The following is a 24,770-nucleotide window of genomic DNA, read 5'->3' on the forward strand; positions in this document are numbered from 1 at the left end:
TCAATCATGCTCACAGTCACATCCGCACTCTGGGCCGTTCTCACCCTGGCCCAGGCCGATGCTCCTCCGCCCTTTGACTGGCGCGCCTACCCTGCCTGCAGTGAGGTGGAGGCCTATGAGTCCGAGAGCGGCAGCCTGCTGGCGCGACAGCAAGAGACGGCCTTGCTGGCGTGTCAGACGCCCCTTGATGACCCGACCCTCGCCAGCATTGACGCCCGGCTGGCGGGCGACGCCTTCGCTCTTGTGCCGGATCTGCAAACCGGCGCCCTGACCGTGCTGGCGCGCAGCGAGACTGAGGAGACGCTCTCTGTCTCGGGCACGCTGAACATGCCGCTCAACCCGGTCGGGAAGGGACGCTTCGCGGCCAGGCTGAGACTTGCTGACATGGACCGGGCGATGGTCCATCTTATCCTCTCGCCCGATCTCGATGACGAGACAGCGCCGAGCCTTGACTGGCGCGGCCCCAACGCCCCGATGAATGCGGCGCGGGTGGGGGTGCTGGACGGGCATATCGAACACCATGAAGTCTTCAGCCCCGAGCATGGCGAAACCCGCCGGGTCCAGGTCTATCTGCCACCCAACCATGATCCGGCGGCAGACCCCTATCCAGTCGTGTTCATGACCGATGGGGCGGAAACCGCACACTTCGCCCATCAGATCGAGGCTGCGATCCAGGCGGGCGATCTGGCGCCGCTGATCCTTGTGGGCGCGCTGTCCGGCCCTGCGGGCGTGGTCGAGGACCGCTCGGACTTTCCCACCGATCTGCGGGCGGCTGACTATCTGATCGGCTGGTATGCCGATGAGGACCGCGCCGAACAGCACCTGACCTTCTTCGCCGAGACGCTGACCGATTGGGCCAGCGCTCAGTTCGGGGCCAGCACAGACCGGACGCAACGCACGGTGCTGGGCTTTTCAAACGGGGCCAGCTTCGCCCGTCACGCCGGCTATTTGCGCGGCGACGTGTTTGGCTGGGTGATGGCGTACTCGTCAGGCTATGGACGCCTGCGCAGCGTTGAGCCTTTCGATCCGCCCCATGCCCGCTTCCGCTTCGCCGCGGGTCTGTACGAGCCCGGCTTCAAGCTGTCCTCCGAGCTGACCCATGAGCGGTTAAGCGAGGCGGGCTATGACAGCCGCCTCACTCTATTCAGCACAGGCCATACTCGCGATGTCCGCGATGTGGTGCTGGCCGATTGGCTGGCCGAAGCCTATCCGCAGTCGGCTCGCTGACGGCCTGCTCGTGTTCTGGGACGCGGGTGGGGCGTGTCCGCCCCACCCTGTGTCACTCAGAAGGGGAAAGGCAGGCTGGGGCAATTCTCACGCCCGGACACCACGCGCTCGCCCTGATTGATCCCCCAGATCAGGATGTACTCGAACGGTTGGTCCGCACAGTGAACTTCACCATGGCCCACCTGAACGTTGTCCATATAGAAATCAACATAATAGTAGTTATTGGTCGTGGTCAGGCTGGCGCCGAACGCCTGTGACGAGACCAGAACGCACAGTCCAGCCGCCAGTCCGGCGATTAGTTTCAGGGCACGCATAACGCTCTCCTCCATTTTGAATGGGCAGAGCCTAGACAATTCCCCTCTGAGGGGAAAGCGCTAAGATGTTTTCCCCAAAACCCGGCCCGCAACAGCGTCGAGTTTGGCCAGAAGCGCTGGATCGCGTTTTTCCGGGGCGGTGATGATGGCGTATTCGAGCGCTTTCTCGATGCCTTGCGGGCTGTCGGTGCGCGGGCTTGCGGCCATCGCCTTCACCAGATTGCGCACCAGAGCGTGAGCATGGACGGTGTTGGCGTGCATGGTCTTGAGGATGTCGGAAATGTCCACGTCCGCGTCCTCGGTGCGCCAGCAATCATAGTCTGTGACCATGGAGACGCTGGCGTAGGGCAGCTCGGCTTCACGGGCGAGCTTGGCTTCAGGCATGTTGGTCATGCCGATCACGCTGCAGCCCCATTGACGATAGAGCTGGCTTTCCGCGCGGGTGGAGAATTGCGGGCCTTCCATCACTAGATAGGTTCCGCCGCGCTGAACGGTTTCAACGCCGGCCGCCTCTGCGGCATCCGCCGCCATGGCGGACAGGCGCGAGCAGACAGGATCGGCCATCGCCACATGGGCGACGCAGCCTTCGGAGAAGAAGCTTTTATTGCGCGCGAAGCTGCGGTCGATGAACTGATCGACCACCACAAAGGCGCCGGGCGCCAGCTCTTCCTTGAGCGAGCCGACAGCTGACAGAGACAGCACGTCGGTCACCCCGGCGCGCTTCAGGGCGTCGATATTGGCGCGGTAATTGAGATCGCTCGGAGGGATGCGATGGCCTTCGTCATGGCGTGCCAGGAACACCAGCTCCACACCCTCAAGCGTGGCGTGAACCAACGTGCTGGACGGATTGCCCCAGGGCGTGCCCACCGTCTCCCTGCGCACGTTTTCCAAGCCCTCCAGACCGTAAAGGCCGGAGCCGCCGATAATCCCGAGTTTCCAGCTCATTCTTCGGTTCTCCAGTATGAATCAGGCACGCCCGGCGCCCAGTGATGGATCTCCGCCCAGCTTTCCGCAGACCGCAGCACGGTCGAGATGAAGGGACGCTTGATCGCCTGATACGCTGAGCGGTCGCTGCGAGTCTTGTCCGCTAACGCCATTTTGAAGTCGCCATAGTCCCGGCGCGCGCTCTCATTGTCGCGCAAGAAGTCGCGCATCAACAACATGTTGCGCGCGCCCGCCGCGCCGTTGCGCCGGATATGGATGTGCAGGCGGCGCTGGCCCTTCGCCTCTCGGAAATAAACCTTGCGCCAGTCATCCGGGCCCAGCGAGGGGGTGGTGTCCAGATTGGGGTCGTCGCCAGTATTGTCAGGGCGATGAACAAAGCCCGCCGCCTTCATGGCGTCCACCAGCCCGTCATCATCCAGGTCAATAACCAGCGCCTGAATGTCGATCACATCCTTGGCGGCCAATCCCGGCACCGCCGTCGAGCCCACATGGTCAACGCGCAAGGCGCGAGAGCCCAGGGCCACGCACACGGCGTCGGCAAAGGCCAGACCTTCTTCCGCCCAGGCGGGATCATGGGGTGACACATGGATTGGATCGCGGCTCATGATCGGACCTTTAACACCGGCAGCCTTCAATAGAAACGGGCCGCCCGGATGTCCGGACGGCCCGCAATCGTGTTCGGTGTAAACGCGAAAGCCTAGTGCTTCACGTTTGACCAGACCTGACGGTAAGCGGCGTACAGCAAGCCCGCCAGCGCCAGCAAGTAGATCATGACCATCAGGCCCATCTTCTTGCGCACTTCCATATGCGGTTCGGACGCCCAGGCCAGGAAAGCGGCGACGTCTGTCGCCATCTGTCGCTTGGTGGCTTCGGTGCCGTCAGCATATTCAACCAGGCCGTCCTGAAGCTGCGGCGGCATGGCGATGACGCCGCCGGGCATGTACGGGTTGTAGTACTGGCCGACGCCCACATGAACGTCTTCAGGCACTTCATAGTCGTAGCCCAGCATCAGTGACCGGATATATTCCGGACCGCCATGGCGCGCTTTCACGATCACCGAGAAGTCCGGCGGGATCGCGCCGCCATTGGACGCCGCAGCCTGCTGCGGGTTGGCGAACGGGTTCGGGAAGCGGTCAGCCGGACGGCCGGGACGCTCGAACATGTCGCCATACTCATCCGGACCGTCTTCCACGATGTACTCCGCCGCGATGGCGCGCACGACCGGGTTGTCGTTCGGGTTCGGATACTCCGCCGAAAAGAAGGGACCGCCTTCTTCACCCAGATTGCGGATGTGAAGCTGGTTCATGCTGTGACAGGCCGAACAGACCTGCTGGTACACCAGGAAGCCCCGCTGCAGCTGCCCTCTGTCGAACGTGCCGAACGGACCTTCAAAGCTGAACTCATGCTCTTCCGGGTGATGGGTCTCTCCAGCAGCGGCGTGAGCCGCCGGGGTCGCCAGCGCCAGAGCGCTGACAGCCACGGTGAGGAGGCGTTGGATCATTTTCATCTATCGCTCTCCTTATTCGGCCGGAGCGGCGGACGCCGCCGGCATGTCTTTTTTGCCTGAACCCAGCACCGATTCCTCGATGGAGGCCGGACGTTGGGTCGGTTTCTCGATGAAGCCCAGAAGCGGCAGGATCACCAGGAAATAGGCGAAATAGTACAGGGTCAGGATACGGCCCAGCCACAAGAAGTTGAGGCCGATCGCGCCCAGCACCGGAACCTTGTTGTCCGGCAGCTCCGCGCCGCACCACGCCAAGCCGACGCAGCCGATCACGAAGAAGATGAAGAACCAGCGCGCCAGCGGACGATAGCGCATGGAGCGCACCTTGGAGGTGTCCAGCCAAGGCAGGATGAACAGAACCGCGATGGCGCCGAACATCATCAACACGCCGCCCAGCTTGTCAGGCACGGCCCGCAGGATCGCGTAGAAGGGCAGCAGATACCATTCCGGCACGATGTGCGCCGGAGTCACCAGCGGGTTCGCCTCGATATAGTTGTCGGCGTGGCCCAGAGCGTCCGGCCAGTAGAACACGAAGAAGGCGAAGATGATCATAAAGACGATGATCGCGAAGCCGTCTTTCACCGTGTAGTACGGGTGGAAGGGCAGCGTGTCCGCCTTGGTCTTGATGCTCAGGCCTGTCGGGTTGTTGTTGCCCGGAACGTGCAGCGCCCAGACATGCAGGCCGACGATGCCGGCGATCAGGAACGGGATCAGATAGTGCAGCGAGAAGAAGCGGTTCAGCGTGGCGTTGCCCACTGAGAACCCGCCCCACAGCCATTCGGTGATCGGCGTGCCGATCAGCGGCAGCGCGCCGAACAGGTTGGTGATCACCATCGCGCCCCAATAGGACATCTGGCCCCAGGGCAGCACATAGCCCAGGAAGGCGGCGGCCATCATCAGCAGATAGATCACGACGCCCAGGATCCACAACAGCTCTCGCGGAGCCTTGTAGGAGCCGTAATACAGGCCGCGCAGCATGTGCAGGTAGACGGCCAGGAAGAACATGGACGCGCCGTTGGCGTGAATGTTGCGCAGCAGCCAGCCAAAGTTCACATCGCGGTCGATGCGCTCAACTGAGGCGAACGCATAATCGATGTGAGGCACATAGTGCATGGCCAGCACGATGCCGGACAGGATCTGGATCATCAGGCAGACGGTCAGGATGCCGCCGAATGTGTACCAGTAGTTCAGATTGCGCGGGGTGGGGAAATCCACGAAGGAATCCCAGCCCAGGCGCACGATCGGCAGGCGCTGGTCCAGCCAGCGCTCCACACCGGTTTTGGGTTCGTATGTGCTCGGTCCGCTCATTCTTCGCTCTCCCTAGCCCAGACGCAATGTCGTCGCCGAGATGAAGGTCATCGGCGGAATTGGCAGATTTTCCGGGGCCGGGCCACGGCGAATCCGGCCGGCTGTGTCGTAGTGCGAGCCATGGCACGGGCAGAACCAGGCGTCATAATCGCCTGCGCCTTCGGTCGGCACGCAGCCCAGATGGGTGCAGTTCGCGCTGGAAATCAGAAGAGAACCACGCAGGGCTTCGTCCACCTCGACGCCATCGTCGATCAGGGCGGTGAGAGCGGACCGGTTGTGGTCGGTCGCAGGCGCGCTGTCTTCCAGATTGGCGTTACGCGCAAGCGGGTCGGGAAGGCGAGACACCTCCACGTCCTCAGCTTCCGCAATTTCGGTCGCTGTGCGGCGGCTCACAAAGTGCGGGCGCTCACGGAACATGACCGTGATCACCGCGCCTTCTTCGAGTGCGCCGACATTCACCTCGGTGGTGGACAACGCAAGCGTATCCGCCGCCGGGTTCATCTGATCGATGAACGGCCACAGCGTCAGAGCGCCACCGACGCCCACTGCTCCAACCGATGCGATGTAGAGAAAGTCCCGGCGCGACGGCTCATCGCCGCCGGTCTCAGGATTGCTGTTCACGTCCGTCACGTGCCGACCTCTTGAATTCGAACTGCCCGCCCCGCAGAACCTGGCAGGCCCCACGCACGCTAGCGCGCGATCTCAGACTTAGCGCAGCGTTGCTGTTTTACGGTGCGGCTTGCTGACGCAGCCCCGCTAAACATACAACGTGTCATCGAGGCGGATTAATGTGCGCCCCCATATTTTTCAACCTGATTATCCCGTTTCCTGCGCGTGATTTCGCCGCAAACGCAGATTTTCCCCAGTTAAAATCACAAATGACGAGGTGAATTCAGAGGCAGGCTTGGCCTTCACCGCTCACTGACGGGTGAAATCGTGGCCTGAGCGACAGCGATGAGTTTTTCCCCCTGGTCTTGCTCTGCGATGATGTCCACACGAACAACGACCTGTCTTTTGCCGGCTTTGATCACTTGAGCCCGGGCGCGAAACGCAGACCCGATTCCCGGCGACAGGAAGTTCACAGTGAACTGTGACGTGACCACGTCTCCCACCACAGTGGCCGCCGCGTAAGCGGCGGCGTTATCCGCCAGAAAGCCGACGAGACCGCCATGCAGGAAGCCATGGTGCTGGGTCATGTCGTCTTTGCGAAGCACCAGACGCGTCTCGACTTCGCCGTTCTCGGCCTTGATGACCTCCAACCCCGTCCACCGGGTGAAGGGCTGGACCTTGATGATCTCTCGAAGAAGCGCAGCATCCGCCACGGCGGCTTCAGGCGGGCGTTGTGCAGATGACATGGAAACCTCCCAATTAGACCGACCGGTCTACATAGACATTTCCGGCCTCTTCGTTCAAGCTCTTGATCAAGGAGATTTCGCTAATGTCGTCATCCAAACGCCCCTCGACGGCGAGCCCTGCTCGCAAACGCGGCGCGTCGCGGACGCGCTTGATCAGCGCCGCCGCTCAACTGTTTCAGGAGCAAGGGTTCGCCGCGACGGGATTGTCAGAAATTCTCGACCGCGCACAGATGCCCAAAGGCTCGCTCTATCATCACTTTCCAGGTGGGAAGGCCGAGCTGGGCGTGGCCGCCATGGAGTCAGCCGGGCAGGTCTTGCATCAGACTTTGACCGCCCGCCAGGAGAGCCAGGGGTCATCGGCCGGGGCCATTCGCGCTTTCGCTGAGGATCTGGCCGGTTGGCTGGAAGGCTCTGATTTTACAAAAGGGTGCCCTATCGCCACGGTCGCCCTTGAGCAAACCAATGGCGCCCCTGAGCTCGTTGCGGCGATCCGCTCGGCCTTTGATCGCGTCATTGAGGGGCTGGCGGAGCAACTGATCGCTGAAGGCCAGACGCCCGAGCGGGCCCATCAACTGGCCACACTGTGCTTATCAACGCTGGAAGGGGCGCTCATTCTCGCCCGATCGCAGCGCTCCAGCGATCCGGTCCGCATGGCCGGCGAAGAGCTTGCTCGTCTGATTGCCAGCGAGGCGTCAGCCTAGATCAGCCCCGCCCGCTCCAACGCGGCGCTCAACGGCTCGAAGCGGTCTCCCGCCTCTGCATGAACGCCCACGGGATCCGCGTTGAGGGCTTCGCTGCGCAGCCAGGCCTCAGCCGCCGCCGTATCGCCGTCCACACCGATGAACGTCGCAACCTCGCGCGCCACGGCTTGCGGATCGCTGAGCATGTCTTCGTAGCGCACCGTGAGTATCCGGTCGGGGAAAATCGATTCCCAGTGCTCGCAGAGGAGATTATGGCACGCCAGAACACGGGCGATGTCATCCGGATGATAGGTCCAGTGCCGCGCCTTGCGGAACCGGGTCTTGTAGATCGACCAGGCCAGATCGCGCGGGTCGCGGAAAATCCGCACCATTTTTGACGCCGGCAAGCAGACGCCGAACGCGCCCGCCGCCATTTCAGACAGGGAGCTGGGGTCAATGATCCGTTTCGCCGGACCATCCAAGGCTTCCTCGGCCTGACCCAGATAGCGCTTGGCGACATCGCCCAGTACATTGCGGCCCCACCCGGCTTCGATCGCGGCTGAAATCTCTGACAGCGTCTGATCGCCCAGCGATGCGGCGTTGAGCCAGAACACGCTGTTACTACGCATCAGCGCGCCAGTATCGGCGTCCGCCGCCAGAACCTGGCTGAGCCAGTTCGCGCCGCCGCACGGCGGAGCAATCAGCAGCACCGGGCGCGCGTCAATAACCCCCGCCTCTTCGTGCTGGTCGACAAATTGTGGCTCATAACTGGCGATCAGCGCCTTGATCGACTGCTCGTGCCGATCTGTGTCAAACGCCGTATCGCCCAGACAGAAGGAGGCGCCCTCCGCCACGCGCATGGCCGCGACTGCGTCCTCGCCCACATCGCGATAGGCCTTGGCCAATGTATAGGCCAGAACGCCGCGCTGGGTGGAGGACATGTTGGCGGTGTTCTGGATGCGCATTTCCTCAAGCGCGGCCAGCTCCGCCGAGCCCGATTCAAACGTGATGCACTCAGACAGGCCTTCCCACGCCATGACGTCGAACCGGTCCAGGCTGATCGCACGCCGAAAGCTCAACGCCGCCAGATTTGTGCGCCCCAGCGCCAGAAGGGCGCGCCCCGCCCGTCTTTGCAAAGCCGGGTCATTGGGCGCTTGGGCGATCAGCTTCTCAAGGACGTCGAGCGCTCGCTGATGACGGCCCAGACCGGTCAGCGCAGCGACGAGCCAGAGCCAGGATTGCTGATAATTGGGAGAGGCTTCAGTCAGGCGTTCCGCCGCCTGCAAGGCGCCGACCTCGTCACCGACTTCAAGCGCCAGGCTGGCCACTTCCCCCCATTGGCTGCCCAGCTGGGGCGCGGCCTCGATCAGGCGGCGCGCCTCCACAGAGACGGACAACAGGTCTTCACGACGACGCGCGTCGCGCAGGTCAGTCAAAGGGTCAATCATGGCGGTCAGCAATCCACATTCAGACAAGGCTTGATATGGCGGCGCAGACTAATGCCCGCCTGTCGCGCGCGCCAGCGCTTCAGGCGCCGTTTGGACTTGCCAGCGCGAGCCGAGATGTATCTTTTCACATCGCCCAGACCCTTGAGGAGCGAGCATGTCTGCAACCGCCAAACCTAGCGCTGATGCTCTGGCTGATCGTCGCGCCCGCGCCAAAGCCTGGTTTGAGGAGCTGCGAGACCGGATCTGCCTGGCGTTCGAAGCGCTTGAAGACGCCGCCGATCCGGCGCTCTATCCAGGCGAGGCCGGACGGTTTGAACGCACGCCCTGGACGCGCGGCGACGGCGATGAAGAGCTTGGCGGCGGCGTGATGGGCATGATGCATGGCCGTCTGTTTGAAAAAGTCGGGGTGCATGTCTCCACGGTCTTTGGCGAGTTCAGCCCGGAATTCGCTGCGCGCGTCCGCGGCGCTGAAACCGATCCGCGCTTCTTTGCGACCGGCGTCTCCCTGATCGCCCACATGCGCAACCCCCATGTGCCCGCCGTGCACATGAACACGCGCTTCATCACCACCACGCAAAGCTGGTTTGGCGGCGGCATGGATTTGAACCCGACCCAGGATTACCAACGCGACAAGAGCTTTGAGGACAGCGTGCTGTTTCATGAGGCCGCGAAAGCCGCCTGCGACGCCCATGACCCCGCATATTACCCGCGCTTCACAGACTGGTGCGACGAGTATTTCTGGCTCAAGCACCGTCAGGAAGCACGCGGCACGGGCGGGATTTTCTACGACCATCTCGACACCGGCGATCATGAGGCGGACTTCGCCTTTACCCGTAATGTGGGCGAGGCCTTCCTGAACGCTTACCCGCAGATCGTCAAAACGCGCATGGACACGCCCTGGTCTGATGACGACCGCGAGGAACAACTGGTGCGCCGCGGCCGCTATGCCGAGTTCAACCTTCTTTATGATCGCGGCACCAAATTCGGGCTCGAGACCGGCGGAAACATCAATTCCATCCTGTCCTCCATGCCGCCCCACGCCCGCTGGCCATAAGCGAAATCTTAATCTGCGTTAACGACCGGTTAGCAGACTCATCGAACGCTACCTTTAAACGGCACCCCGCCTATGGAGCGTTACATGGTCAATACGGTTGGAACCCAAGGTCCATATCTGGGCCCGAACGGCGCCAATGCAGCAACGCAAGCCGAGATCGCAAAAGCGCGATCCGGCGCCTCCGGGCAGGGTGAAAATTCTTCAAAAACCAATGACACCGTCAGCCTGTCCGCGGCGGCGCAAGCGGTGCTGAACGGCGCCTCCGCGCGCGTGGACGCCCTGCTTGGCGAACGCGGAGACGCGATCTTCCGCAACGCCCTGTCCGGCGCCCGCGCCTACAAGGACAATTTCGCCGCCACTCTGGAACAGCCGGGCCTCGATCCGGACATCGCGCGCGACACCCGCATGAAAATGCTTGAACGCGAACGCGAGGCCTTCACAGCGCCCGAACATACCGGCGACGTCCTGACCCGCGCGCGCGCCTATATCGAGTTTTACGATTCTCTGTCCGAGGAAGAACAAAATTCCGAACGCTATCGCGGCACCCGAGAGACCATGCAGGCGATCGTTGAGCAAGAATCGGCCAATGCCGGAGTTGAGGCGCCTGACCTGTCACTGTCTCAAAGCCCGTTTGATGCGCTGTTGAACGCCCTGTCGGATGGTGAAGGCGGCATCGCAGAACGTGACAGTCAAGACGTGGTCGACGCATTCCGCGCCCGCATTGAGAGCCAGGTCGGATCTGAAGCCCGCCAACGTGAAAGCCAGGACCTGGAAAGCCGCTACGTCACCTTGCAGGCTTTGATCGAGCAAGCCCGACGCGGGGACGACAAAGCCTACGCCCGACTTGAAGCTCTGTCCGAGAACCGTCTTGAGATCGCCCCAACAGCTGAGACCGGCACGGACGAATAACCCCTCAGGGTGAGACGAAGCCCGGCGACCATCCCGCACTCAGCAATCCGAAAATAAAGCCCAGCGCGATCAGCGATGCGGCGACGCCGCCCAGAATCAGCCAATTGGTCATCTGCAGCCAGATCGGGTTCGGGGCGCTGCGGACGTCCAAGGGCGCTCCGAGATTTCTGCGAATCGGCTGTTCGGCCCGCATTTCCGCCGCATCTTTCGGCGTACCGGCCGCCCCTGTCGCAAACTGGCAAAGCCGGGCCAGCACATCGACCGCCAGCCGGGCGCTGGCTTCATCATCCATGTGCAGCATCAGGCTGCCTTCACCGTGGTTGAGCAGCTTGCCGTCTCGCTTGGGCACGTCTCGCACCGCGGTGATCTTGGAATAGCTGCGAATCTCGTCCGCTTCCGCTTCCTCGATATCGTAGGGGCTGTCCTTGTCCTCAGGCAGACCAAACAGCACCAGCCGCAACAGCATTTCCGCCAGCCCGGCCCGGTCGAGCGCGTTCAGGCGCTGGTCTTTCAGACCGCCGCCATGGGCCAGCCATTTGCCGATCATCTCGATCCGGATCGCCGCCGCCACGCCTTCGGAGACGCCCTTGAGCGCGCTCTTGTCCAGGGTCGGCGCCGCCAGTCGCCCCAGCCCCTTGGCCGGTCTTTTGTCCTTGGGCGGTTTGGCCTTGACGAACGGCCCGTCGAGCTTGCCCCGGAAATGCACCAGACACTGATCCAGCGCATGACGCGCCGCGCGCACGGCGGCGCCATGGCGCACTTTCTTGGACAACAGATCAGATTCCAGAAGGCGATCCGCCTCCCACAGGCTGCGCGCCGCTTCTGACAATGACGCAGAGACCTTCAGAGGGTCGAGCGTTTGCGCGGTGACCTCTTCGCCATTGCGAATCTTGTTGTCCTGCGCGGTCAGCGCCTGATCGGCCTGGCTTTTGAGCGAGAACAGGATCTGATCAAACTGGCTGTCGCGTTCACGCGGCCAGTCATCGCGGCGCCAGCGACCCAGCTGGAAATACCAGCGCGATTCTCCGCGCTGGAGCCGCTGGTTCAGATCGCGGCTGAATTCGAGCTGCTCCTCACCCGGCAACAGATCAAAGAACGCCTCCACATAATCAAAGATCATGAGGTTGGCGGCGATGCTCCATTTCTTGCCATTGAGCGGATCGCGTGCACTGACCCCGCCTTCAGCCTGGAACAGGTTCTCAAACCCCGGCGCGTCCAGAACCGCCGACCAGTGCGCGCGGTTCGCCTGCAAATAGGCGTCCGCCATGATCTGGCGCGCCCGCCGGGGAAGATCCTTGATCTTGCGCTTTTCATTGGCGTTGTTGATGGATTTGGCGAGCTGGATTCGCAGCGCCAGCTCGGCGTCCACCAGCGCGTTCTCGACCTCGTCTTCGGTGTAGTTGAGCGCCTTGGCCTTCTCTTCCAACGCGCGGCGATCATGCAGGTGCAAATCCGCGGCGAACAACTCGCCGCTGCCGACCCGGGCGCGATAGCGCAGGGAAAAAAGCTCGGACAGGCTCATCCCCGCCCCTCGCTCGCCATCGCCAAAAGCGCCTGACGGTCCAGCGTGAATCGTGATTCGATCCAGGCCTCCTCGAGCTGGCTGAGAACGGCGCCCAGCTGCGGCCCGGTTTGCAACCCCGCTTCAATCAGGTCGCGGCCATTGATCGGCAGATCAGGGGCGCGCCAAGCCGCAGCCGTTCGCAAATCCGCGTCCGCATCGCCCTCGCCCCGCGCTTCAGCCAGGCGCAAGCGATCTGACACAGTCTGACCGCCGAGAGCGTAGAGCGCGCGAGACAGAGCCTTGCCATCAAGCCCTGGACGCACGTCTCCTGCACGCTCCGGCGCCGGGTCGCACATGGCGACAAGACGGCTCGTCTCCGCGTTTGACGCTTTCATCTGGTCACACAGGCTACGCACGGCGTCACCCTTTCCCCCGCACAGCGCCGCCGCTCTTAAGAGCGTATCGGGCGCGCGCCCTTTCCCTCTGTCGGCGTTAATTATGCTTAAGAGAAGGTTTAAGTCGAGCGGTTCCGGCCAAACCGGTTCGAAAACGTGGCCCAGATGCATCGCTTTGGCCACAGCTCCGGGATCCGGCGCGGCCAGGAGTTTCTTGAGCTCTTTCCACACCCGTTCCCGCGCCAGACCGGCGAGCCTGGGCGCAGCCCGGATGCACGCATCATGACCGGCCGCATCAAGCTCAGAACCATACCAGGCGTTGAACCGGTAAAAGCGCAGGATGCGCAGAACGTCTTCCGCCAGCCTTTGATCAGGGTCGCCAATGAACACCACGCGACGCGCCTGGGCGTCTGCAACGCCATTCCAGGGATCAAACAGGCTGCCGTCGCGTCGCGCATAGATCGCGTTGAGGCGAAAATCGCGGCGACCGGCGTCCAGCATCCAGTCCGTGGTGAAGGCCACCACCGCACGACGACCATCTGTGGTCACATCCTTGCGCAGGGAGGTGATTTCAAATGGCGCGCCATTGACCACCGCAGTGATCGTGCCGTGTTCAAAGCCGGTGGGGATCGCCCTAATCCCGGCAGCCTGAAGCGCCGCCAGTGTTTCGTCCGGCGTCAGCTGTGTGGCGATATCCACATCCTCGACCGGCTCGCCCTGAATGGCGTTGCGCACGCAGCCGCCGACAAAGCGCGCCGTATCTGCATCGGCGGGACTGATCGCGTCCATAACCGCGATCGTCGCCGGGTCTCTCAGAAAGGCGTGTTGATCGGGATCGAGCTTCATCCCCTCACACCTTCGCTAGATCGGTTCGTCGGCAGGGGGCGGGTCACGCTCTTCAAACTGACCGGGACGAATTTCCCCATCTTCCAGGCGCGGCGGCTGATAGGCGCCGTCCCGGGAGCTGGCGTCGGTTTCAAGCAGCACCAGCACCACCAGCATGACCAAAGCCGCGCCCATGCCGGACAAAACGCCCAGGGTCGCGGACATGGGCTGTTCGAGCACGCCCGCCGCCGACAGCAGTCGCGCGACAATATAGGGCAGGGCGAACGCCACCAGCATCAACAGGAATATGCGGGTCATCGGCTGGTCTCCTTTGAACGCCTGACGGGCTCGCCTGGTCGTCCTTGCGCATAGCGGATCGACAGGGCGCGCAGCATGCCCGCCGTCGCTCCCCAGATATACCGGCCTTTATGGGGCATGGCGTAATAGCGCCGCAACATGCCCTGGAACTCGCGGGCTTCGAGCTTGTGATTGTCCTTGTCCATCAGGAAATCGAACGGCGTCTCGAACACTTCAGCCACTTCGCCAGGATCAGGGTTCAAAGCAAAGCCCGGCTCGATCACGCCCACAAAAGGCGTCACCGCATAGCCGGTCACGGTCTCATAGCTTTCCCAGCGTCCCAACAGCGTGATCGCGCTGGGCGGCAGACCCACTTCTTCCTCGGTTTCACGAAGCGCGCATTCGGCCAGGGTTTCACGCCCCGCCATCTGGCGTCCGCCCGGAAAGCTGACCTGTCCGGCATGGGCCTGCAAATGGTCCGCCCGCCGGGTGAACAGGACCGTCAAACCGGTCTCGCGCTTGACCAGCAGGGCCAGCACCGCAGCGGGTTTGAGTTTGCGGCCCAGGGGGCGCTGAATGTCATCAAGATCGCCGTCGCCATGGATCGGACGCGCGTGAGCCGGGCCGTCCACAGGATCGAGCACGCTGCGCAAACGGCTCAGTATCGCCTCGACACCCTGGCTCATGCGACAGGGCCCAGCGGGAAGAAGACGCCGCGGCTCCATACGCCCATGCAGGGTTCGCCATTTTCGTCCTCGCCGCGCTCGGCGAATTCCACGAGATCATAGAAGGCGGCGCGCGTGATCAGCGCTTCCAGCCGACCGCGCACATGCACATAGGGTTCAGGCTCGCCATCCTCCGCAATTTCGACACGCAGGGGGTGTTCAGGACCCGCAATCACGGCGTCATCAAGATTGGTCAGAAAGGCCAGCTTCTGATCCGGGCCGGAGCCTGACCGGTCCACGCGCACTGCGGTGAAGGGCGCGGCCTCGACCTTGATTTTGATTTTCTCGACCGGGGTGACGAGATAGGTCTCGCCATCCTCGTCCTTTCGAAGGATGCGCGCGAACAATCTGACGAGTTTTTCGCGCCCGATTCGCGCGCCCTCATGCCACCAGCTGCCATCGCGTTTGATGACGAGATCCATCTCCCCGCAATACTCCGGCTCCCACCGATCCACCGGGGGATAGCCGTCTGCGGTGTCGATCGCTTCCGCCGCGGAGAGCAGCGACTGCATTGCATCTTGTTCAGACTTCGGTGCGCCCATGGACACCTCCTCTGGCTGCGGCCATGTTTGAGGTCAGAAACCTGCCTCGTTCAAGGATGTAAGCCGATGCCCACCTCGAAGGAAGACGTACAGGCGCTTTCAGCACGCGCAGACGCTGCAACCGCACGCCTGGCCGAGGTTCGCCACTCCATCGCCCGCTCCATTATCGGGCTCGATGACGTGGTCGAACAATCACTCGCCGTGATCCTGTCAGGCGGACATGGCCTGCTGGTCGGCCCGCCGGGCGTGGCGAAGACCCGCCTCGTTCATGCGCTGGCGGTGGTCACAGGGCTTGAGGACAAGCGCGTGCAGTTCACCCCCGACCTGATGCCAGCCGATATTCTGGGCTCCGAAGTGCTCGACCAGGACGCGGACGGCAAACGCCATTTCCGCTTCATCCCCGGCCCGGTCTTCTGCCGCTTGCTGATGGCGGACGAGATCAACCGCGCCAGCCCGCGCACCCAGGCGGCGCTGTTGCAGGCGATGCAGGAAGGCTTCGTCACCGTGGCGGGCGAGCGCCATGACCTGCCCCAGCCCTTCCATGTGCTGGCGACCCAGAACCCGATCGAGCAGGAAGGCACCTATCCGCTGCCCGAAGCCCAGCTTGACCGATTCCTGATGCAGATCGACGTGCCTTATCCGGACAAGGATCAGGAGCGCGCCATTTTGCTGGCCACCACCGGGTCTGAAGACTCCGTCGCCGAGCCGGTTCTGAACGCTCAGGAAATCCTCGATCTGCAACAGCTGGTGCGCGCCATGCCGGTGGGCGAAGCCGTGCTCGACGCCATTCTGGCGTTGCTCGAACAAGCCCGCCCGGACCGCTCCAATGACCAAGAAGTCCGCGACGGCGTCAGCTGGGGCCCCGGTCCTCGCGCCGGTCAGGCGCTGATGCTGGCGGTGCGCGCGCGCGCCTTGCTGCAAGGTCGCCTCGCGCCATCGACCGAAGACGTGCTGGCGCTCGCCGAGCCCGTCCTCAAGCACCGCATGGCGCTCAGCTTCGCCGCCCGCGCCGAGGGCTTGCAGCTGGACGCCCTGATCAACCGCCTTGCGAAAGCCGCCGCGTAACATCTTGATGAGCCAGGCTCCCGCCCCTTCCCGACAGACCCGCCTGCGCCACGAAGCGGAGCAGGCGGCGGCGCGCTTCCCGGCCTTGCTGGCCGAGGCGGAGCGTATCGCCGCCAGCGTCGCCCATGGCGTACACGGGCGCCGGCGCGCGGGACAGGGCGAGACCTTCTGGCAATACCGCCATCACCGGCCTGAAGACGGCGCGCGCTTTGTAGACTGGCGACGCTCGGCCCAGGGCGATCATCTGTATATCCGCGAAGTGGAATGGGAGGCGGCGAACGCGATCCATTTCTGGCGCGACGGGTCCGCCGGCATGCAGCTTCACTCGCCAGGACTGCCAACGAAAGCCGAACGCGCCTCGGTGGCCCTGATGGCCATCGCCAGTCTTCTGAGCCGCGGCGGCGAACGCCTGTCCGTGCTGGGTGAGACCGGACGCGCCCGCGCAGGCCGATCCGGGTTTGAAACCGTCAGCCGCGCTTTGGCGCTGGGCGACGGACATGCGGACAGCGTCGAAGCCGCGGACCTGCCGCGTCATGCGCGTCTTGTGATCGCCAGTGATTTTCTCGACCCGGTCGAAACCTGGCAGGCCCGACTCAGCCGCTTCGCCGCCCAAGGCGCGAGCGGCGCCTTGTTGCGCGTGATCGACCCCGCCGAAGATGATTTCCCCTTCAAGGGCCGCACGAGGTTTGAAGCGGCGTCCGGCGGCGGAGACAGTTTGTTGTTTGGTCGCGCTGAAGACGCCCGCACCGCCTATCGCGAGGCCTGGAGCCGTCATGGCGCACAGCTGAACGATCTGGCCCGCCAGTATGGCTGGCGGCTGATCACCCATCGCACCGACCGCCCGGCTGCGAGCGCCGTGCTCGCCCTTTATCAAGCCTTGTCAGAGCCCCGTTCATGATCAGCCTGGGTCCGCTCGCCTTCGCCGCGCCCTGGGCGCTGGCCGCCTTCGCCGTATTGCCGCTGCTCTGGCTCTTGCTGCGCGCCACCCCGCCCGCCCCGGCGCGGATCGTCTTCGCGCCGCTGCGCTTGCTGCAAAACCTGGCGCGGACGCCGGAAACCCCGCAATCCACGCCCTGGTGGCTTCTTGTGCTGCGGCTGGTGATGGCGTCGCTGGTGATCCTGGCGCTGGCGCGACCGATCCTGAGCCCGCAGACCGACATCAGCACGGATCGCCCGCTTCTGCTGCTGGTGGATGACGGCTGGCGTTCAGCGCCGGGCTGGCCGCAAATGCAGGCCCAGGCCCGCAGCCAGCTGATCGCGGCGCGCAGTGAAGGCCGGGACGTGCTGCTGGTCTTCACCGCTGCGCCCGCCAGCCAGAGCGATCTTTCCTTCGGCCCCGCCAGCAACGCCCTGGCGCGCCTGAACGCCCATGAGCTGCGCGCCTGGCCGCCCGCTCGCGATATCACCGCGGAACGCCTTGAAACAGGTCTGAGCCAGCAAGGCGCGCCTGAGCGCTTTGACACCGTGTGGATCAGCGACGGCGTCTCAAATGAAGACCACGATCGCGCGCTGGCGCGGGTGCTCAGCGCATCAGGGCCGGTGACGATCATCTTGCCTGAACCTGAGCGCACCGCCATCGGCCTGACGCGGGTCGGGGTGGAGCCCGATGGCTTCACCGTGCGGCTGGTGCGCGCGGACAGCGACGCCCAGCGCCCGGTCACGCTGACCGCCACAGGCGCGGACGGTCAGGCGCTGGCGCGTCTGGAGGGCGTATTTGAAGCCGGAGAACAGCGCCTGGATCTGTCCGCCAGCCTGCCGCTGGACCTGCGCAATCAGATCTCGCGCCTGGCGCTCGACCGCTTCGGGTCCGCGGGCGCGACACACATCACCGGCGACCGCTGGCGCAGGCCGCGGGTGGGTTTGCTGACGCCTGAAACCGGCGGCGACCGGCAACCGCTATTGTCTGACTATCATTACGCCCGCGAAGCGCTGGCGGGGTCCACAGAACTTGTGAGCGGGGATCTGGACACGCTGCTGGGCACAGAACCCTCGGCGCTGGTGATGGTGGACAACGCCCGTCTGGAAGATGATCGCCTGACCGCCTTTGTCGAAGCGGGCGGCGTGTTGATCCGCTTTTCCGGACCGAATCTGGCCACCCGCGCCGATGATCTGTTGCCCGTGCGTCTGCGCGAGGGCGGACGCCTGTTTGGCGGCGCGATGGCGTGGGAAGATCCGCAAGGTCTGGCGCCTTTCCCCGATGAGAGCCCGTTCACCGGTCTTGAAGTGTCCAGCGAAGCGCAGGTCACCCGGCAGGTGCTGGCCGAGCCCGGCCCGGATCTCGACGCCAAGGTCTGGGCGCGCCTTGAAGACGGCACGCCGCTGGTGACCGCAGATCGGCGCGGGCAAGGCTGGATCGTGCTGTTTCACGTCACCGCCGGTCCCGACTGGTCCTCCCTGCCGCTGTCCGGGCTGTATCCGGCCATGCTGGAACGCGTGCTGTCGCTCAGCGGCGGCGCAGACCCGACCCCGCCCCAGGGTGGCGCATGGGGGCTGGAGCGTCAGCTGACCGCCGACGGGCTTTTGACGGACCCGACTGGCCAATCGCAGATGATCGCCGCGGATCAGTTCACCCAGGCGCGCGCCAGCGCTCAGACGCCCCCCGGCGTCTGGAGCCTGGGCGCCGCGAGCGCCGCGCTCAATGTGATGCAGCCCGGTGATGACCTAGCGTTGATGGCGCGCGACCTGCCCGGCGCGACCTATCGGCTGGGCGATGGCGCGATCGAGACGCGACTGGCTGGACCGCTGTTGAGTCTGGCCCTGATCCTGTTGTGCCTTGATGGCCTGATCACCCTGGTCCTGTCAGGCCGCATGCCCTTCGCCACCCGCAATTTCGGCGCAGTCGCCGTGCTCGCGCTGGCCCTGGGCGGCATGCCGCAAGACGCGCTTGCGCAAGGCGTGACGGGGATCGATCAACAGGCGCTGGAAGTCCGGCTCGCCTATGTGCGCACAGGCGATGCGCGCATTGACGAACTGAGCCGCGCGGGCCTCGCCGGACTGTCGCGCGAGAGCACGCGGCGCAGCGCGGTCGAACCCAGCACGCCAGCCGGCGTTGATATCGAAACCGATGAAATCCTGTTCTACCCGATGATCTACTGGCCGGTGACCGAAGACGCGCAAGGCCTGTCGCCCGAGGCTGCGGCCCGCGTCACCGCCTATATGAATGCGGGCGGGCTGATCGTCTTTGACACCCGCGACGGCCGCGCCCGCGGCCGCGGGCTCGCCCCGCATCCCGGCCTGGTCCGGCTTCTGGATTCCGTTGAAGTGCCGCCCTTGCAGCAAATGCCCGATGATCATGTTCTGGGCCGGGCGTTTTATCTTCTGACCGAGTTCCCCGGTCGCTATCCCGAAACCCAGATCTGGGTGGAAGCCAATCCTGAGAGCTCGGGCCGCGACGGCGCCTCCTCGGTGGTCATCGGCTCGGCGGACTGGGCCTCGGCCTGGGCGATTGACGAACAGGGTCGCCCGCTGGCCCCGGTGGAGGGCGGCCCGCGACAGCGCGAACTGGCCATCCGGTTCGGCGTCAATCTCGCCATGTACGCCCTGACCGGCAACTACAAGGCCGATCAGGTGCATGTGCCCGCCATTCTGGAACGATTGGGGCAGGATTGATGGACGCCGTCACGCTCTCCCTCTCTCCGCTCATCCCGCCGGTTCTGGCCTATGGGCTGGGCGCGCTGGCGCTGGCTGTCTCCGGATTTGCGCTGGTGCGCGGCCTGAAGGGCTGGCTATGGCGCGCGCTGGCGGCGCTGGTGCTGACGGGGGCGCTGCTCAATCCCGCCCTGGTGCAGGAAACCCGCGAACCGCTCAGCGATGTGGCGGTGCTGATCACGGACGACAGCGCCTCCATGCAGATCGGAACCCGCAGCGACGCCGCCGCACAGGTCGCGCAAGCGGTGCGCGCGCTGGCCGAGCGTGATCCGCTTCTGGACCTCATTGAAGTGAGCGGCGGCGCGTCCGAAGACGGCACGCGCCTCAGTCGCGCCCTCCAGCAGGGCCTGTCACAAGCGCCGCGCAACCGGCTGGCCGGGGTGATCATCGCCTCTGACGGCCAGGTGCATGACACGGCGCCCAGCGCGGATGAGCTCGGGCTGGATGCGCCCGTGCATCACTTCCTCACCGGCGATCCCAATGCGCGCGACCGCCGCCTGATCGTCTCCCAGGCGCCGCGCTATGGGCTGGTGGGCGATCCGGTCAGCTTCACGCTGCGCGTCGAGGATGAAGGCGCCGCGACCGGCACGGCCATGGTCAATCTCTACGTAGACGGCGGCGAGCCGATCAGCGCGCGCGTTCAGATCGGTCAGGATGTCACCGTGCAGGCCGAGATCGCCAATCGCGGCCCCAATGTGGTCGAGATCGAGGTGGAGCCCGGCCCCGGCGAGCTGTCCCTGATCAACAATCGCGCGGCGGTGAACGTCACCGGCGTGCGCGACCGCTTGCGGGTTTTGCTGGTGACGGGCGAGCCGCATAATGGGGCGCGCGCCTGGCGCAATCTGCTGAAGTCCGATCCCAGCGTCGATCTGGTGCACTTCACCATTTTGCGTCCGCTGGACAAGGATGACAGCGTGCCGCCCAACGAGCTGGCGCTGATCGCCTTTCCGGTGTTCGAGCTGTTCCAGCTGAGCTTGCAGGAATTTGATCTGGTCATTTTCGACCGCTATCGCCGCCGCGGCATCCTGCGCCCGCTCTATTTTGATAACATCGCCAATTATGTGGAGAACGGCGGCGCGCTTCTGGTGACCACCGGCCCGCCCTTCGCCGGCGGGGAAAGCGTGGCGCGCTCGCCGCTGGCCAGCGTTTTACCCGCTGTGCCGACCGGATTGATCAGCGAAGAACGCTTTGTCCCGCAGATCAGCGATATCGGCGAAAGACACCCCGTCACCCGGCCCATGCTGACCGGTGAGGGCGAATGGGGGCCCTGGTTCCGCAGCATCGGCGCCCGCGCCCTGTCCGGCGAGACGGTGTTGCAGGCGCCCAATGGCGATCCGCTGTTGACCTTGTCGCGCGAAGGTCAGGGCCGCGCGGCGATCCTGCTGTCTGATCAGGCCTGGCTCTGGGCGCGCGGCTATGAAGGCGGCGGGCCCCATGACGAGCTGTTCCGCCGGGTGGCGCATTGGCTGATGGGCGAGCCCGAGCTCGACGAAGAACGCCTGAGCGCCCGCGTGGTGAATGGCGAGCTGGAAGTGACACGCAACACCCTCGCCGATGATGTGCCGGATCTTGAGATCGAATGGCCGTCCGGCGCCCGCGACACGGTCGGGATGACGTCCAACGGGTTTGGCGATTATGTGCAGCGCCTGCCGGCGCGCGAGCAAGGTCTGGTGCGGTTGCGGTCAGGCGAGCTGACCACGGTCACCGCCTCCGGTCCGCTCAACCCGCTGGAATATCGCGATCTGCGCCCCGATCCTGAAGGCTTCGCCACGCTGGTGGACTCAAGCGGCGGCGGCGTGTTCGCCCTGGGCGACGGCATCGACCTGCCCGACCTGCGCCGCACCAATGAGCGCGCGCGTCAGGCAGGGATCAACTGGGCGGGCCTCAAGCGCAACGCCGCCTATCGGGTCATCGATGCGCAATCCACGCCGCTGGCGCCGGGCCTGTTGATCGCGCTGTTGATACTGGGCCTGTTCGCCTTGGCCTGGCGACGCGAGGGCGAGTAACGCTGATCCTTTCCAGAACGGCATAACTCACCGTCCAACCCTCCCATTAATCTGAGCGCCTTCAGCCGCTATCTGTGTGTTCAACACGAGCGAGCTAAGGAGGTTCGTCATGATCGATGTGCGTTATTTCGAGGATCTGGGCGCGTTCCGGATCGACTGGCTGAACGCGAAACACCATTTCAGCTTCGGCTCTTATCACAATCCCAAGCGCATGGGCTGGGGCGCGCTGCGCGTCTGGAACGATGACGAGATCCAGCCCGGCACGGGGTTTCCCCCGCACCCGCATGCCGAGATGGAGATCATCACCTATGTGCGCGACGGCGCCATCACACACCAGGACAGTCTGGGCAATAAGGGCCGCACCGTGGCGGGCGATGTGCAGGTGATGAGCGCGGGCAAGGGCATCCGCCACGCCGAGTACAATCAGGAAAGCGAGCTGACCCGCATCTTCCAGATCTGGATCATGCCCGATGAACGCGGCGGCGAGCCCTATTGGGACAGCCGCAGCTTTCCCAAGGATGACCGGGCGGGCGAGCTGGTGGTGCTGGCCTCAGGCCGCAAGGGCGATGACGACGCCCTGCCCATCCGCGCCGATGCGCGGGTGCTGGGCGGCACGCTCAAGGCCGGCCAGTCCGCAAGCTATGCGCTGGAGCCAGGCCGTCACGCCTATCTGGCGCTCGCCAAGGGTGCTGTGACCGTCAATGACGAAACCCTGGGTCCGCGTGACGGCGCGGGAATCGTCGATGAACCGGTGATCGAGATTAAAGCGATAGAGGACGCCGAAATCGTTTTGGTGGACTCGCTTTGACGCTCGCGTTCACCGGGCCTTAAGCGCCAAGGACTACACAGAGAGCTTCGGAGGAGCGACTGGCTCCCCCGAGGCTTTCTGGAGTTCGCCATGATGCGCCCCGCCCTTGTGATGTTCGCCCTCGCCACGCTGATGCTGACGCCCGGCTGCATCGTGGTGCAGACCGCCGATCTCGCGGTCGGCGCGACGGGCGCCGTGGTGGGAACCGCCGGCAAGGTGGTGGGCGGCGCGGTGGACATCGTCACGCCCGGCAAGATCGCGCCCGAAGACAAGTTCGTCACCGAGCTTTGCGAGCAGACCCCCGCCTAGACGAGCGCCTTGCCCATCCTGACCAACGGGACGCTGACGCCCTGCACCTTGGCGCTTTCCTCGCTGATCGGCGTATAGCCGCAAGCGGCGTAAAGCGGCTGACCGGACAGAGTCGCCATCATTTCCGCCCGCACAAAGCCATGGTTTCGCGCCGCATCTTCGCAAGCGTTCAGGATCAAGCGCCCGACGCCCTGCCGGGTATGGTCGGGATGGGTGTACATGGCGCGCACCTTGGCGGGTTCGGTCTTGGGATCAAGCTCGCGCGCATCGCGCTGATCGGTGGTGTGATCGCCGCCATAGAGCGTGGCGCGATAGCTCCAGCCGCCGCAGCCAGCAATCTCATCCCCGCGCATCACCACGAAATAGGTGCCGTCCTTGATGAGTTGGGTGTCGATGCCCATGACCGCCTGACTGGCCACGACCTGTTCAGGGCTCAGAAAGTCATCCTGCAAACGGTTGATCGCCAGATCCATCAGCGCCGAAAGGGCCGGCATATCGCTTTGCTGAGCGATACGCAGGGTCAGGGCGTTCGTTGTCATGGCACATTGATCCATTTATGCGTCTGCAGGCTGAGCATCCATTTGGGATGCTTGAGACAATAGTCGAACGCGGCTTGCGCGTTTTCCGCCTGCTGCGGCCCGTCCATGGGCTGTAACCGGAATTGCCTGAAATCGAGATGCTCGAACAACTCAGGCATGGCTTCGGGCTGGGGGTAGACAAGCTTCAGCTCATCGCCAGTGATCTGCTTGAGCGGCGCTGTGGATTTGGGGCTTACGCACACCCAGTCAATGCCGTCCGGCGCTTTGATGGTGCCATTGGTCTCCACCGCAATCTTGAACCCCGCCGCATGCAGGGCGTCGATCAGCGGCGCGTCCAGCTGCAAGAGCGGTTCGCCGCCGGTGCAGACCACATAGGGCTCGCCCCCGCCCGGCCACAGGCTGGCGACGGCTCCAGCCAGCGCCTCGGCGGTCTTGAACTTGCCGCCATTTTCGCCATCCACGCCCACAAAATCGGTGTCGCAGAACTGGCAGATGGCGCTGGCGCGATCACGCTCCAGCCCGCTCCAGAGATTGCAGCCCGCAAAGCGCAGGAACACGGCCGGTCGGCCCGTCTGGCCGCCCTCGCCCTGAACGGTCAGGAACATTTCCTTGACGGAATAGGTCATGAAGCCGCGACGACCTCGCGCCATTTGGTCCAGCCGGTCTTGCGCAAATCACACGCCGGGCAGTCATCACAGCCATAACCCCAGTCATGACGCTGGCCACGTTCGCCGCGATAGCAGGTATGGCTGTGCTCGACGATCAGATCGACGAGCGCATCGCCGCCCAGCTCATGGGCGAGCGCCCAGGTCTGGGCCTTGTCGAGATGCATCAGCGGGGTCTCGACCATTGTCGGGCGGTCCAGCCCCAGACCCAGCGCTTTGGCCTGGGTCTGGATCGTGTCTTCGCGGCAGTCGGGATAGCCTGAGTAATCGGTCTGGCACATGCCGCCCACCAGCACGTCGACGCCGCGGCGATAGGCGAGCGCGGCGGCGACGGTGAGAAAGACGAGATTGCGCCCAGGCACGAAGGTGGAGGGCAGGCCCGCCTCGGTCATGACGATTTCCATGTCCGCGGTCAGCGCGCTTTCCGCCAGCGCGCCATAGCCGGACAGGTCCACCAGCCGGTCCTCGCCCAGCCGGTCCGCCCAGTGCGGAAAGGCATCGAGCATGGCCTCGCGCACCTTTTGCCGTGCCGTCAGCTCCACATCATGGCGCTGGCCATAGTCAAAGCCGATGGTCTCCACCCGATCAAAGCGCGACAGCGCCCAGGCGAGGCAAGTGGCGGAATCCTGGCCGCCGGAGAACAGCACCAGGGCCGCGTTTGAAGAAGAGCGTGTATCCATGTAGCCAGTATATCTTGC

26 protein-coding genes are annotated in these 24,770 nt (G+C 64.2%); 10 read left to right on the forward strand and 16 right to left on the reverse strand.

The features are described from left to right. The first annotated feature begins 6 nt into the window (after nucleotides 1–6). Nucleotides 7–1,227 carry an alpha/beta hydrolase gene (locus tag ACTIGF_RS02960; protein ID WP_439635455.1) on the forward strand — a complete coding sequence of 407 codons (1,221 nt, stop codon included), beginning with the start codon at nucleotides 7–9 and terminating at the stop codon, nucleotides 1,225–1,227. Nucleotides 1,228–1,283: 56 nt separating this feature from the next. On the opposite strand, the gene ACTIGF_RS02965 is transcribed toward ACTIGF_RS02960, so the two are convergent. The 7 genes from ACTIGF_RS02965 to ACTIGF_RS02995 form a co-directional block, all read right to left on the reverse strand. Beyond that, nucleotides 1,284–1,541 carry a hypothetical protein gene (locus ACTIGF_RS02965; protein ID WP_439635456.1) on the reverse strand — a complete coding sequence of 86 codons (258 nt, stop codon included), beginning with the start codon at nucleotides 1,539–1,541 and terminating at the stop codon, nucleotides 1,284–1,286. Between the two features lie 60 nt (nucleotides 1,542–1,601). Further along, nucleotides 1,602–2,486, reverse strand: a complete 885-nt coding sequence (locus ACTIGF_RS02970) for an S-methyl-5'-thioadenosine phosphorylase (RefSeq protein WP_439635457.1) — start codon at nucleotides 2,484–2,486, stop codon at nucleotides 1,602–1,604. Then, nucleotides 2,483–3,091 carry a GrpB family protein gene (locus tag ACTIGF_RS02975; protein WP_439635458.1) on the reverse strand — a complete coding sequence of 203 codons (609 nt, stop codon included), beginning with the start codon at nucleotides 3,089–3,091 and terminating at the stop codon, nucleotides 2,483–2,485. The genes ACTIGF_RS02970 and ACTIGF_RS02975 overlap by 4 nt, the downstream gene beginning before the upstream one ends. 92 nt (nucleotides 3,092–3,183) lie before the next feature. Further along, nucleotides 3,184–3,993 carry a cytochrome c1 gene (locus ACTIGF_RS02980; protein WP_439635459.1) on the reverse strand — a complete coding sequence of 270 codons (810 nt, stop codon included), beginning with the start codon at nucleotides 3,991–3,993 and terminating at the stop codon, nucleotides 3,184–3,186. Nucleotides 3,994–4,005: 12 nt separating this feature from the next. After that, complete coding sequence (locus ACTIGF_RS02985; protein WP_439635460.1) at nucleotides 4,006–5,298, reverse strand: cytochrome b; 1,293 nt, start codon at nucleotides 5,296–5,298, stop codon at nucleotides 4,006–4,008. A 12-nt stretch (nucleotides 5,299–5,310) separates the two neighbouring features. Continuing rightward, nucleotides 5,311–5,928, reverse strand: coding sequence for a ubiquinol-cytochrome c reductase iron-sulfur subunit (petA, locus tag ACTIGF_RS02990; RefSeq protein ID WP_439635461.1), 618 nt, complete (start codon nucleotides 5,926–5,928; stop codon nucleotides 5,311–5,313). Nucleotides 5,929–6,209: 281 nt separating this feature from the next. Beyond that, nucleotides 6,210–6,653 (reverse strand): PaaI family thioesterase, encoded by a 444-nt coding sequence (locus tag ACTIGF_RS02995; RefSeq protein ID WP_439635462.1) that lies wholly within the window; start codon nucleotides 6,651–6,653, stop codon nucleotides 6,210–6,212. 83 nt (nucleotides 6,654–6,736) lie between these two features. Between ACTIGF_RS02995 and ACTIGF_RS03000 the strand changes: the two genes are divergently transcribed. After that, complete coding sequence (locus tag ACTIGF_RS03000) at nucleotides 6,737–7,354, forward strand: TetR/AcrR family transcriptional regulator (RefSeq protein WP_439635463.1); 618 nt, start codon at nucleotides 6,737–6,739, stop codon at nucleotides 7,352–7,354. Here ACTIGF_RS03000 and ACTIGF_RS03005 read toward each other — a convergent pair. After that, on the reverse strand, nucleotides 7,351–8,781 hold the full coding sequence (locus ACTIGF_RS03005) for a sulfotransferase (RefSeq protein WP_439635464.1): 1,431 nt from the start codon (nucleotides 8,779–8,781) through the stop codon (nucleotides 7,351–7,353). The genes ACTIGF_RS03000 and ACTIGF_RS03005 overlap by 4 nt on opposite strands. A gap of 154 nt (nucleotides 8,782–8,935) precedes the next feature. Here ACTIGF_RS03005 and hemF point away from each other — a divergent pair, with 154 nt between their 5' ends. Both hemF and ACTIGF_RS03015 read left to right on the forward strand, forming a co-directional pair. Continuing rightward, a complete protein-coding gene (hemF, locus tag ACTIGF_RS03010) occupies nucleotides 8,936–9,835 on the forward strand; it encodes an oxygen-dependent coproporphyrinogen oxidase (protein ID WP_439635465.1) in 900 nt (299 codons plus the stop codon). A gap of 84 nt (nucleotides 9,836–9,919) precedes the next feature. Continuing rightward, the gene (locus tag ACTIGF_RS03015; RefSeq protein WP_439635466.1) at nucleotides 9,920–10,744 is read left to right on the forward strand and encodes a hypothetical protein; all 825 of its coding nucleotides are present in this window, start codon (nucleotides 9,920–9,922) and stop codon (nucleotides 10,742–10,744) included. Between the two features lie 4 nt (nucleotides 10,745–10,748). Here the strand turns inward: ACTIGF_RS03015 and ACTIGF_RS03020 are convergent, their stop codons facing one another. The 5 genes from ACTIGF_RS03020 to ACTIGF_RS03040 are packed head-to-tail and all read right to left on the reverse strand — an operon-like array spanning nucleotide 10,749 to nucleotide 15,032. Then, nucleotides 10,749–12,266, reverse strand: a complete 1,518-nt coding sequence (locus ACTIGF_RS03020; RefSeq protein WP_439635467.1) for a hypothetical protein — start codon at nucleotides 12,264–12,266, stop codon at nucleotides 10,749–10,751. After that, nucleotides 12,263–13,489, reverse strand: a complete 1,227-nt coding sequence (locus tag ACTIGF_RS03025) for a CCA tRNA nucleotidyltransferase (protein ID WP_439635468.1) — start codon at nucleotides 13,487–13,489, stop codon at nucleotides 12,263–12,265. Before ACTIGF_RS03025 ends, ACTIGF_RS03020 begins: the two co-directional genes overlap by 4 nt. A gap of 15 nt (nucleotides 13,490–13,504) precedes the next feature. Next, the gene (locus ACTIGF_RS03030; RefSeq protein ID WP_439635469.1) at nucleotides 13,505–13,786 is read right to left on the reverse strand and encodes a hypothetical protein; all 282 of its coding nucleotides are present in this window, start codon (nucleotides 13,784–13,786) and stop codon (nucleotides 13,505–13,507) included. Then, nucleotides 13,783–14,451 carry an NUDIX hydrolase gene (locus ACTIGF_RS03035; RefSeq protein ID WP_439635470.1) on the reverse strand — a complete coding sequence of 223 codons (669 nt, stop codon included), beginning with the start codon at nucleotides 14,449–14,451 and terminating at the stop codon, nucleotides 13,783–13,785. Before ACTIGF_RS03035 ends, ACTIGF_RS03030 begins: the two co-directional genes overlap by 4 nt. Beyond that, nucleotides 14,448–15,032: a DUF1285 domain-containing protein gene (locus ACTIGF_RS03040; RefSeq protein WP_439635471.1), complete on the reverse strand. Its 585-nt coding sequence runs from the start codon at nucleotides 15,030–15,032 to the stop codon at nucleotides 14,448–14,450. Before ACTIGF_RS03040 ends, ACTIGF_RS03035 begins: the two co-directional genes overlap by 4 nt. A 66-nt stretch (nucleotides 15,033–15,098) precedes the next feature. Between ACTIGF_RS03040 and ACTIGF_RS03045 the strand changes: the two genes are divergently transcribed. The 6 genes from ACTIGF_RS03045 (at nucleotide 15,099) to ACTIGF_RS03070 (ending at nucleotide 22,868) form a co-directional block, all read left to right on the forward strand. After that, nucleotides 15,099–16,097, forward strand: a complete 999-nt coding sequence (locus ACTIGF_RS03045; protein ID WP_439635472.1) for an AAA family ATPase — start codon at nucleotides 15,099–15,101, stop codon at nucleotides 16,095–16,097. Nucleotides 16,098–16,104: 7 nt separating this feature from the next. After that, nucleotides 16,105–16,995 carry a DUF58 domain-containing protein gene (locus ACTIGF_RS03050; protein WP_439635473.1) on the forward strand — a complete coding sequence of 297 codons (891 nt, stop codon included), beginning with the start codon at nucleotides 16,105–16,107 and terminating at the stop codon, nucleotides 16,993–16,995. Beyond that, nucleotides 16,992–19,706, forward strand: a complete 2,715-nt coding sequence (locus tag ACTIGF_RS03055; protein ID WP_439635474.1) for a DUF4159 domain-containing protein — start codon at nucleotides 16,992–16,994, stop codon at nucleotides 19,704–19,706. Before ACTIGF_RS03050 ends, ACTIGF_RS03055 begins: the two co-directional genes overlap by 4 nt. After that, nucleotides 19,706–21,751, forward strand: a complete 2,046-nt coding sequence (locus ACTIGF_RS03060) for a hypothetical protein (RefSeq protein WP_439635475.1) — start codon at nucleotides 19,706–19,708, stop codon at nucleotides 21,749–21,751. The genes ACTIGF_RS03055 and ACTIGF_RS03060 overlap by 1 nt, the downstream gene beginning before the upstream one ends. A gap of 109 nt (nucleotides 21,752–21,860) precedes the next feature. After that, nucleotides 21,861–22,559, forward strand: a complete 699-nt coding sequence (locus ACTIGF_RS03065) for a pirin family protein (protein WP_439635476.1) — start codon at nucleotides 21,861–21,863, stop codon at nucleotides 22,557–22,559. A gap of 90 nt (nucleotides 22,560–22,649) precedes the next feature. Continuing rightward, nucleotides 22,650–22,868, forward strand: a complete 219-nt coding sequence (locus ACTIGF_RS03070) for a hypothetical protein (protein WP_439635477.1) — start codon at nucleotides 22,650–22,652, stop codon at nucleotides 22,866–22,868. On the opposite strand, the gene ACTIGF_RS03075 is transcribed toward ACTIGF_RS03070, so the two are convergent. Genes ACTIGF_RS03075 through queC form a run of 3 tightly spaced genes read right to left on the reverse strand, consistent with a single transcriptional unit; the run spans nucleotide 22,865 to nucleotide 24,752 of the window. Continuing rightward, the gene (locus ACTIGF_RS03075; RefSeq protein ID WP_439635478.1) at nucleotides 22,865–23,407 is read right to left on the reverse strand and encodes a GNAT family N-acetyltransferase; all 543 of its coding nucleotides are present in this window, start codon (nucleotides 23,405–23,407) and stop codon (nucleotides 22,865–22,867) included. The two genes, ACTIGF_RS03070 and ACTIGF_RS03075, sit on opposite strands and share 4 nt — an antisense overlap. Further along, on the reverse strand, nucleotides 23,404–24,033 hold the full coding sequence (gene queE / locus ACTIGF_RS03080) for a 7-carboxy-7-deazaguanine synthase (RefSeq protein ID WP_439635479.1): 630 nt from the start codon (nucleotides 24,031–24,033) through the stop codon (nucleotides 23,404–23,406). The genes ACTIGF_RS03075 and queE overlap by 4 nt, the downstream gene beginning before the upstream one ends. Beyond that, complete coding sequence (queC, locus tag ACTIGF_RS03085; protein ID WP_439635480.1) at nucleotides 24,030–24,752, reverse strand: 7-cyano-7-deazaguanine synthase QueC; 723 nt, start codon at nucleotides 24,750–24,752, stop codon at nucleotides 24,030–24,032. Before queC ends, queE begins: the two co-directional genes overlap by 4 nt. Nucleotides 24,753–24,770: the final 18 nt, after the last annotated feature.

Origin of the sequence: Oceanicaulis sp., assembly GCF_051859625.1 — a bacterium.
Lineage (GTDB): Bacteria > Pseudomonadota > Alphaproteobacteria > Caulobacterales > Maricaulaceae > Oceanicaulis.

Excerpts from the sequence above, each read along its gene's own strand:
- ACTIGF_RS02960 (WP_439635455.1), top strand. The coding sequence starts at position 7 with ATGCTCACAGTCACATCCGCACTCTGGGCCGTTCTCACCCTGGCCCAG.
- ACTIGF_RS02965 (WP_439635456.1), bottom strand. The coding sequence starts at position 1,541 with ATGCGTGCCCTGAAACTAATCGCCGGACTGGCGGCTGGACTGTGCGTT.
- ACTIGF_RS02970 (WP_439635457.1), bottom strand. The coding sequence starts at position 2,486 with ATGAGCTGGAAACTCGGGATTATCGGCGGCTCCGGCCTTTACGGTCTG.
- ACTIGF_RS02975 (WP_439635458.1), bottom strand. The coding sequence starts at position 3,091 with ATGAGCCGCGATCCAATCCATGTGTCACCCCATGATCCCGCCTGGGCG.
- ACTIGF_RS02980 (WP_439635459.1), bottom strand. The coding sequence starts at position 3,993 with ATGAAAATGATCCAACGCCTCCTCACCGTGGCTGTCAGCGCTCTGGCG.
- ACTIGF_RS02985 (WP_439635460.1), bottom strand. The coding sequence starts at position 5,298 with ATGAGCGGACCGAGCACATACGAACCCAAAACCGGTGTGGAGCGCTGG.
- ACTIGF_RS02995 (WP_439635462.1), bottom strand. The coding sequence starts at position 6,653 with ATGTCATCTGCACAACGCCCGCCTGAAGCCGCCGTGGCGGATGCTGCG.
- ACTIGF_RS03000 (WP_439635463.1), top strand. The coding sequence starts at position 6,737 with ATGTCGTCATCCAAACGCCCCTCGACGGCGAGCCCTGCTCGCAAACGC.
- ACTIGF_RS03005 (WP_439635464.1), bottom strand. The coding sequence starts at position 8,781 with ATGATTGACCCTTTGACTGACCTGCGCGACGCGCGTCGTCGTGAAGAC.
- hemF (WP_439635465.1), top strand. The coding sequence starts at position 8,936 with ATGTCTGCAACCGCCAAACCTAGCGCTGATGCTCTGGCTGATCGTCGC.
- ACTIGF_RS03015 (WP_439635466.1), top strand. The coding sequence starts at position 9,920 with ATGGTCAATACGGTTGGAACCCAAGGTCCATATCTGGGCCCGAACGGC.
- ACTIGF_RS03020 (WP_439635467.1), bottom strand. The coding sequence starts at position 12,266 with ATGAGCCTGTCCGAGCTTTTTTCCCTGCGCTATCGCGCCCGGGTCGGC.
- ACTIGF_RS03025 (WP_439635468.1), bottom strand. The coding sequence starts at position 13,489 with ATGAAGCTCGATCCCGATCAACACGCCTTTCTGAGAGACCCGGCGACG.
- ACTIGF_RS03030 (WP_439635469.1), bottom strand. The coding sequence starts at position 13,786 with ATGACCCGCATATTCCTGTTGATGCTGGTGGCGTTCGCCCTGCCCTAT.
- ACTIGF_RS03035 (WP_439635470.1), bottom strand. The coding sequence starts at position 14,451 with ATGAGCCAGGGTGTCGAGGCGATACTGAGCCGTTTGCGCAGCGTGCTC.
- ACTIGF_RS03040 (WP_439635471.1), bottom strand. The coding sequence starts at position 15,032 with ATGGGCGCACCGAAGTCTGAACAAGATGCAATGCAGTCGCTGCTCTCC.
- ACTIGF_RS03045 (WP_439635472.1), top strand. The coding sequence starts at position 15,099 with ATGCCCACCTCGAAGGAAGACGTACAGGCGCTTTCAGCACGCGCAGAC.
- ACTIGF_RS03050 (WP_439635473.1), top strand. The coding sequence starts at position 16,105 with ATGAGCCAGGCTCCCGCCCCTTCCCGACAGACCCGCCTGCGCCACGAA.
- ACTIGF_RS03055 (WP_439635474.1), top strand. The coding sequence starts at position 16,992 with ATGATCAGCCTGGGTCCGCTCGCCTTCGCCGCGCCCTGGGCGCTGGCC.
- ACTIGF_RS03060 (WP_439635475.1), top strand. The coding sequence starts at position 19,706 with ATGGACGCCGTCACGCTCTCCCTCTCTCCGCTCATCCCGCCGGTTCTG.
- ACTIGF_RS03065 (WP_439635476.1), top strand. The coding sequence starts at position 21,861 with ATGATCGATGTGCGTTATTTCGAGGATCTGGGCGCGTTCCGGATCGAC.
- ACTIGF_RS03070 (WP_439635477.1), top strand. The coding sequence starts at position 22,650 with ATGATGCGCCCCGCCCTTGTGATGTTCGCCCTCGCCACGCTGATGCTG.
- ACTIGF_RS03075 (WP_439635478.1), bottom strand. The coding sequence starts at position 23,407 with ATGACAACGAACGCCCTGACCCTGCGTATCGCTCAGCAAAGCGATATG.
- queE (WP_439635479.1), bottom strand. The coding sequence starts at position 24,033 with ATGACCTATTCCGTCAAGGAAATGTTCCTGACCGTTCAGGGCGAGGGC.
- queC (WP_439635480.1), bottom strand. The coding sequence starts at position 24,752 with ATGGATACACGCTCTTCTTCAAACGCGGCCCTGGTGCTGTTCTCCGGC.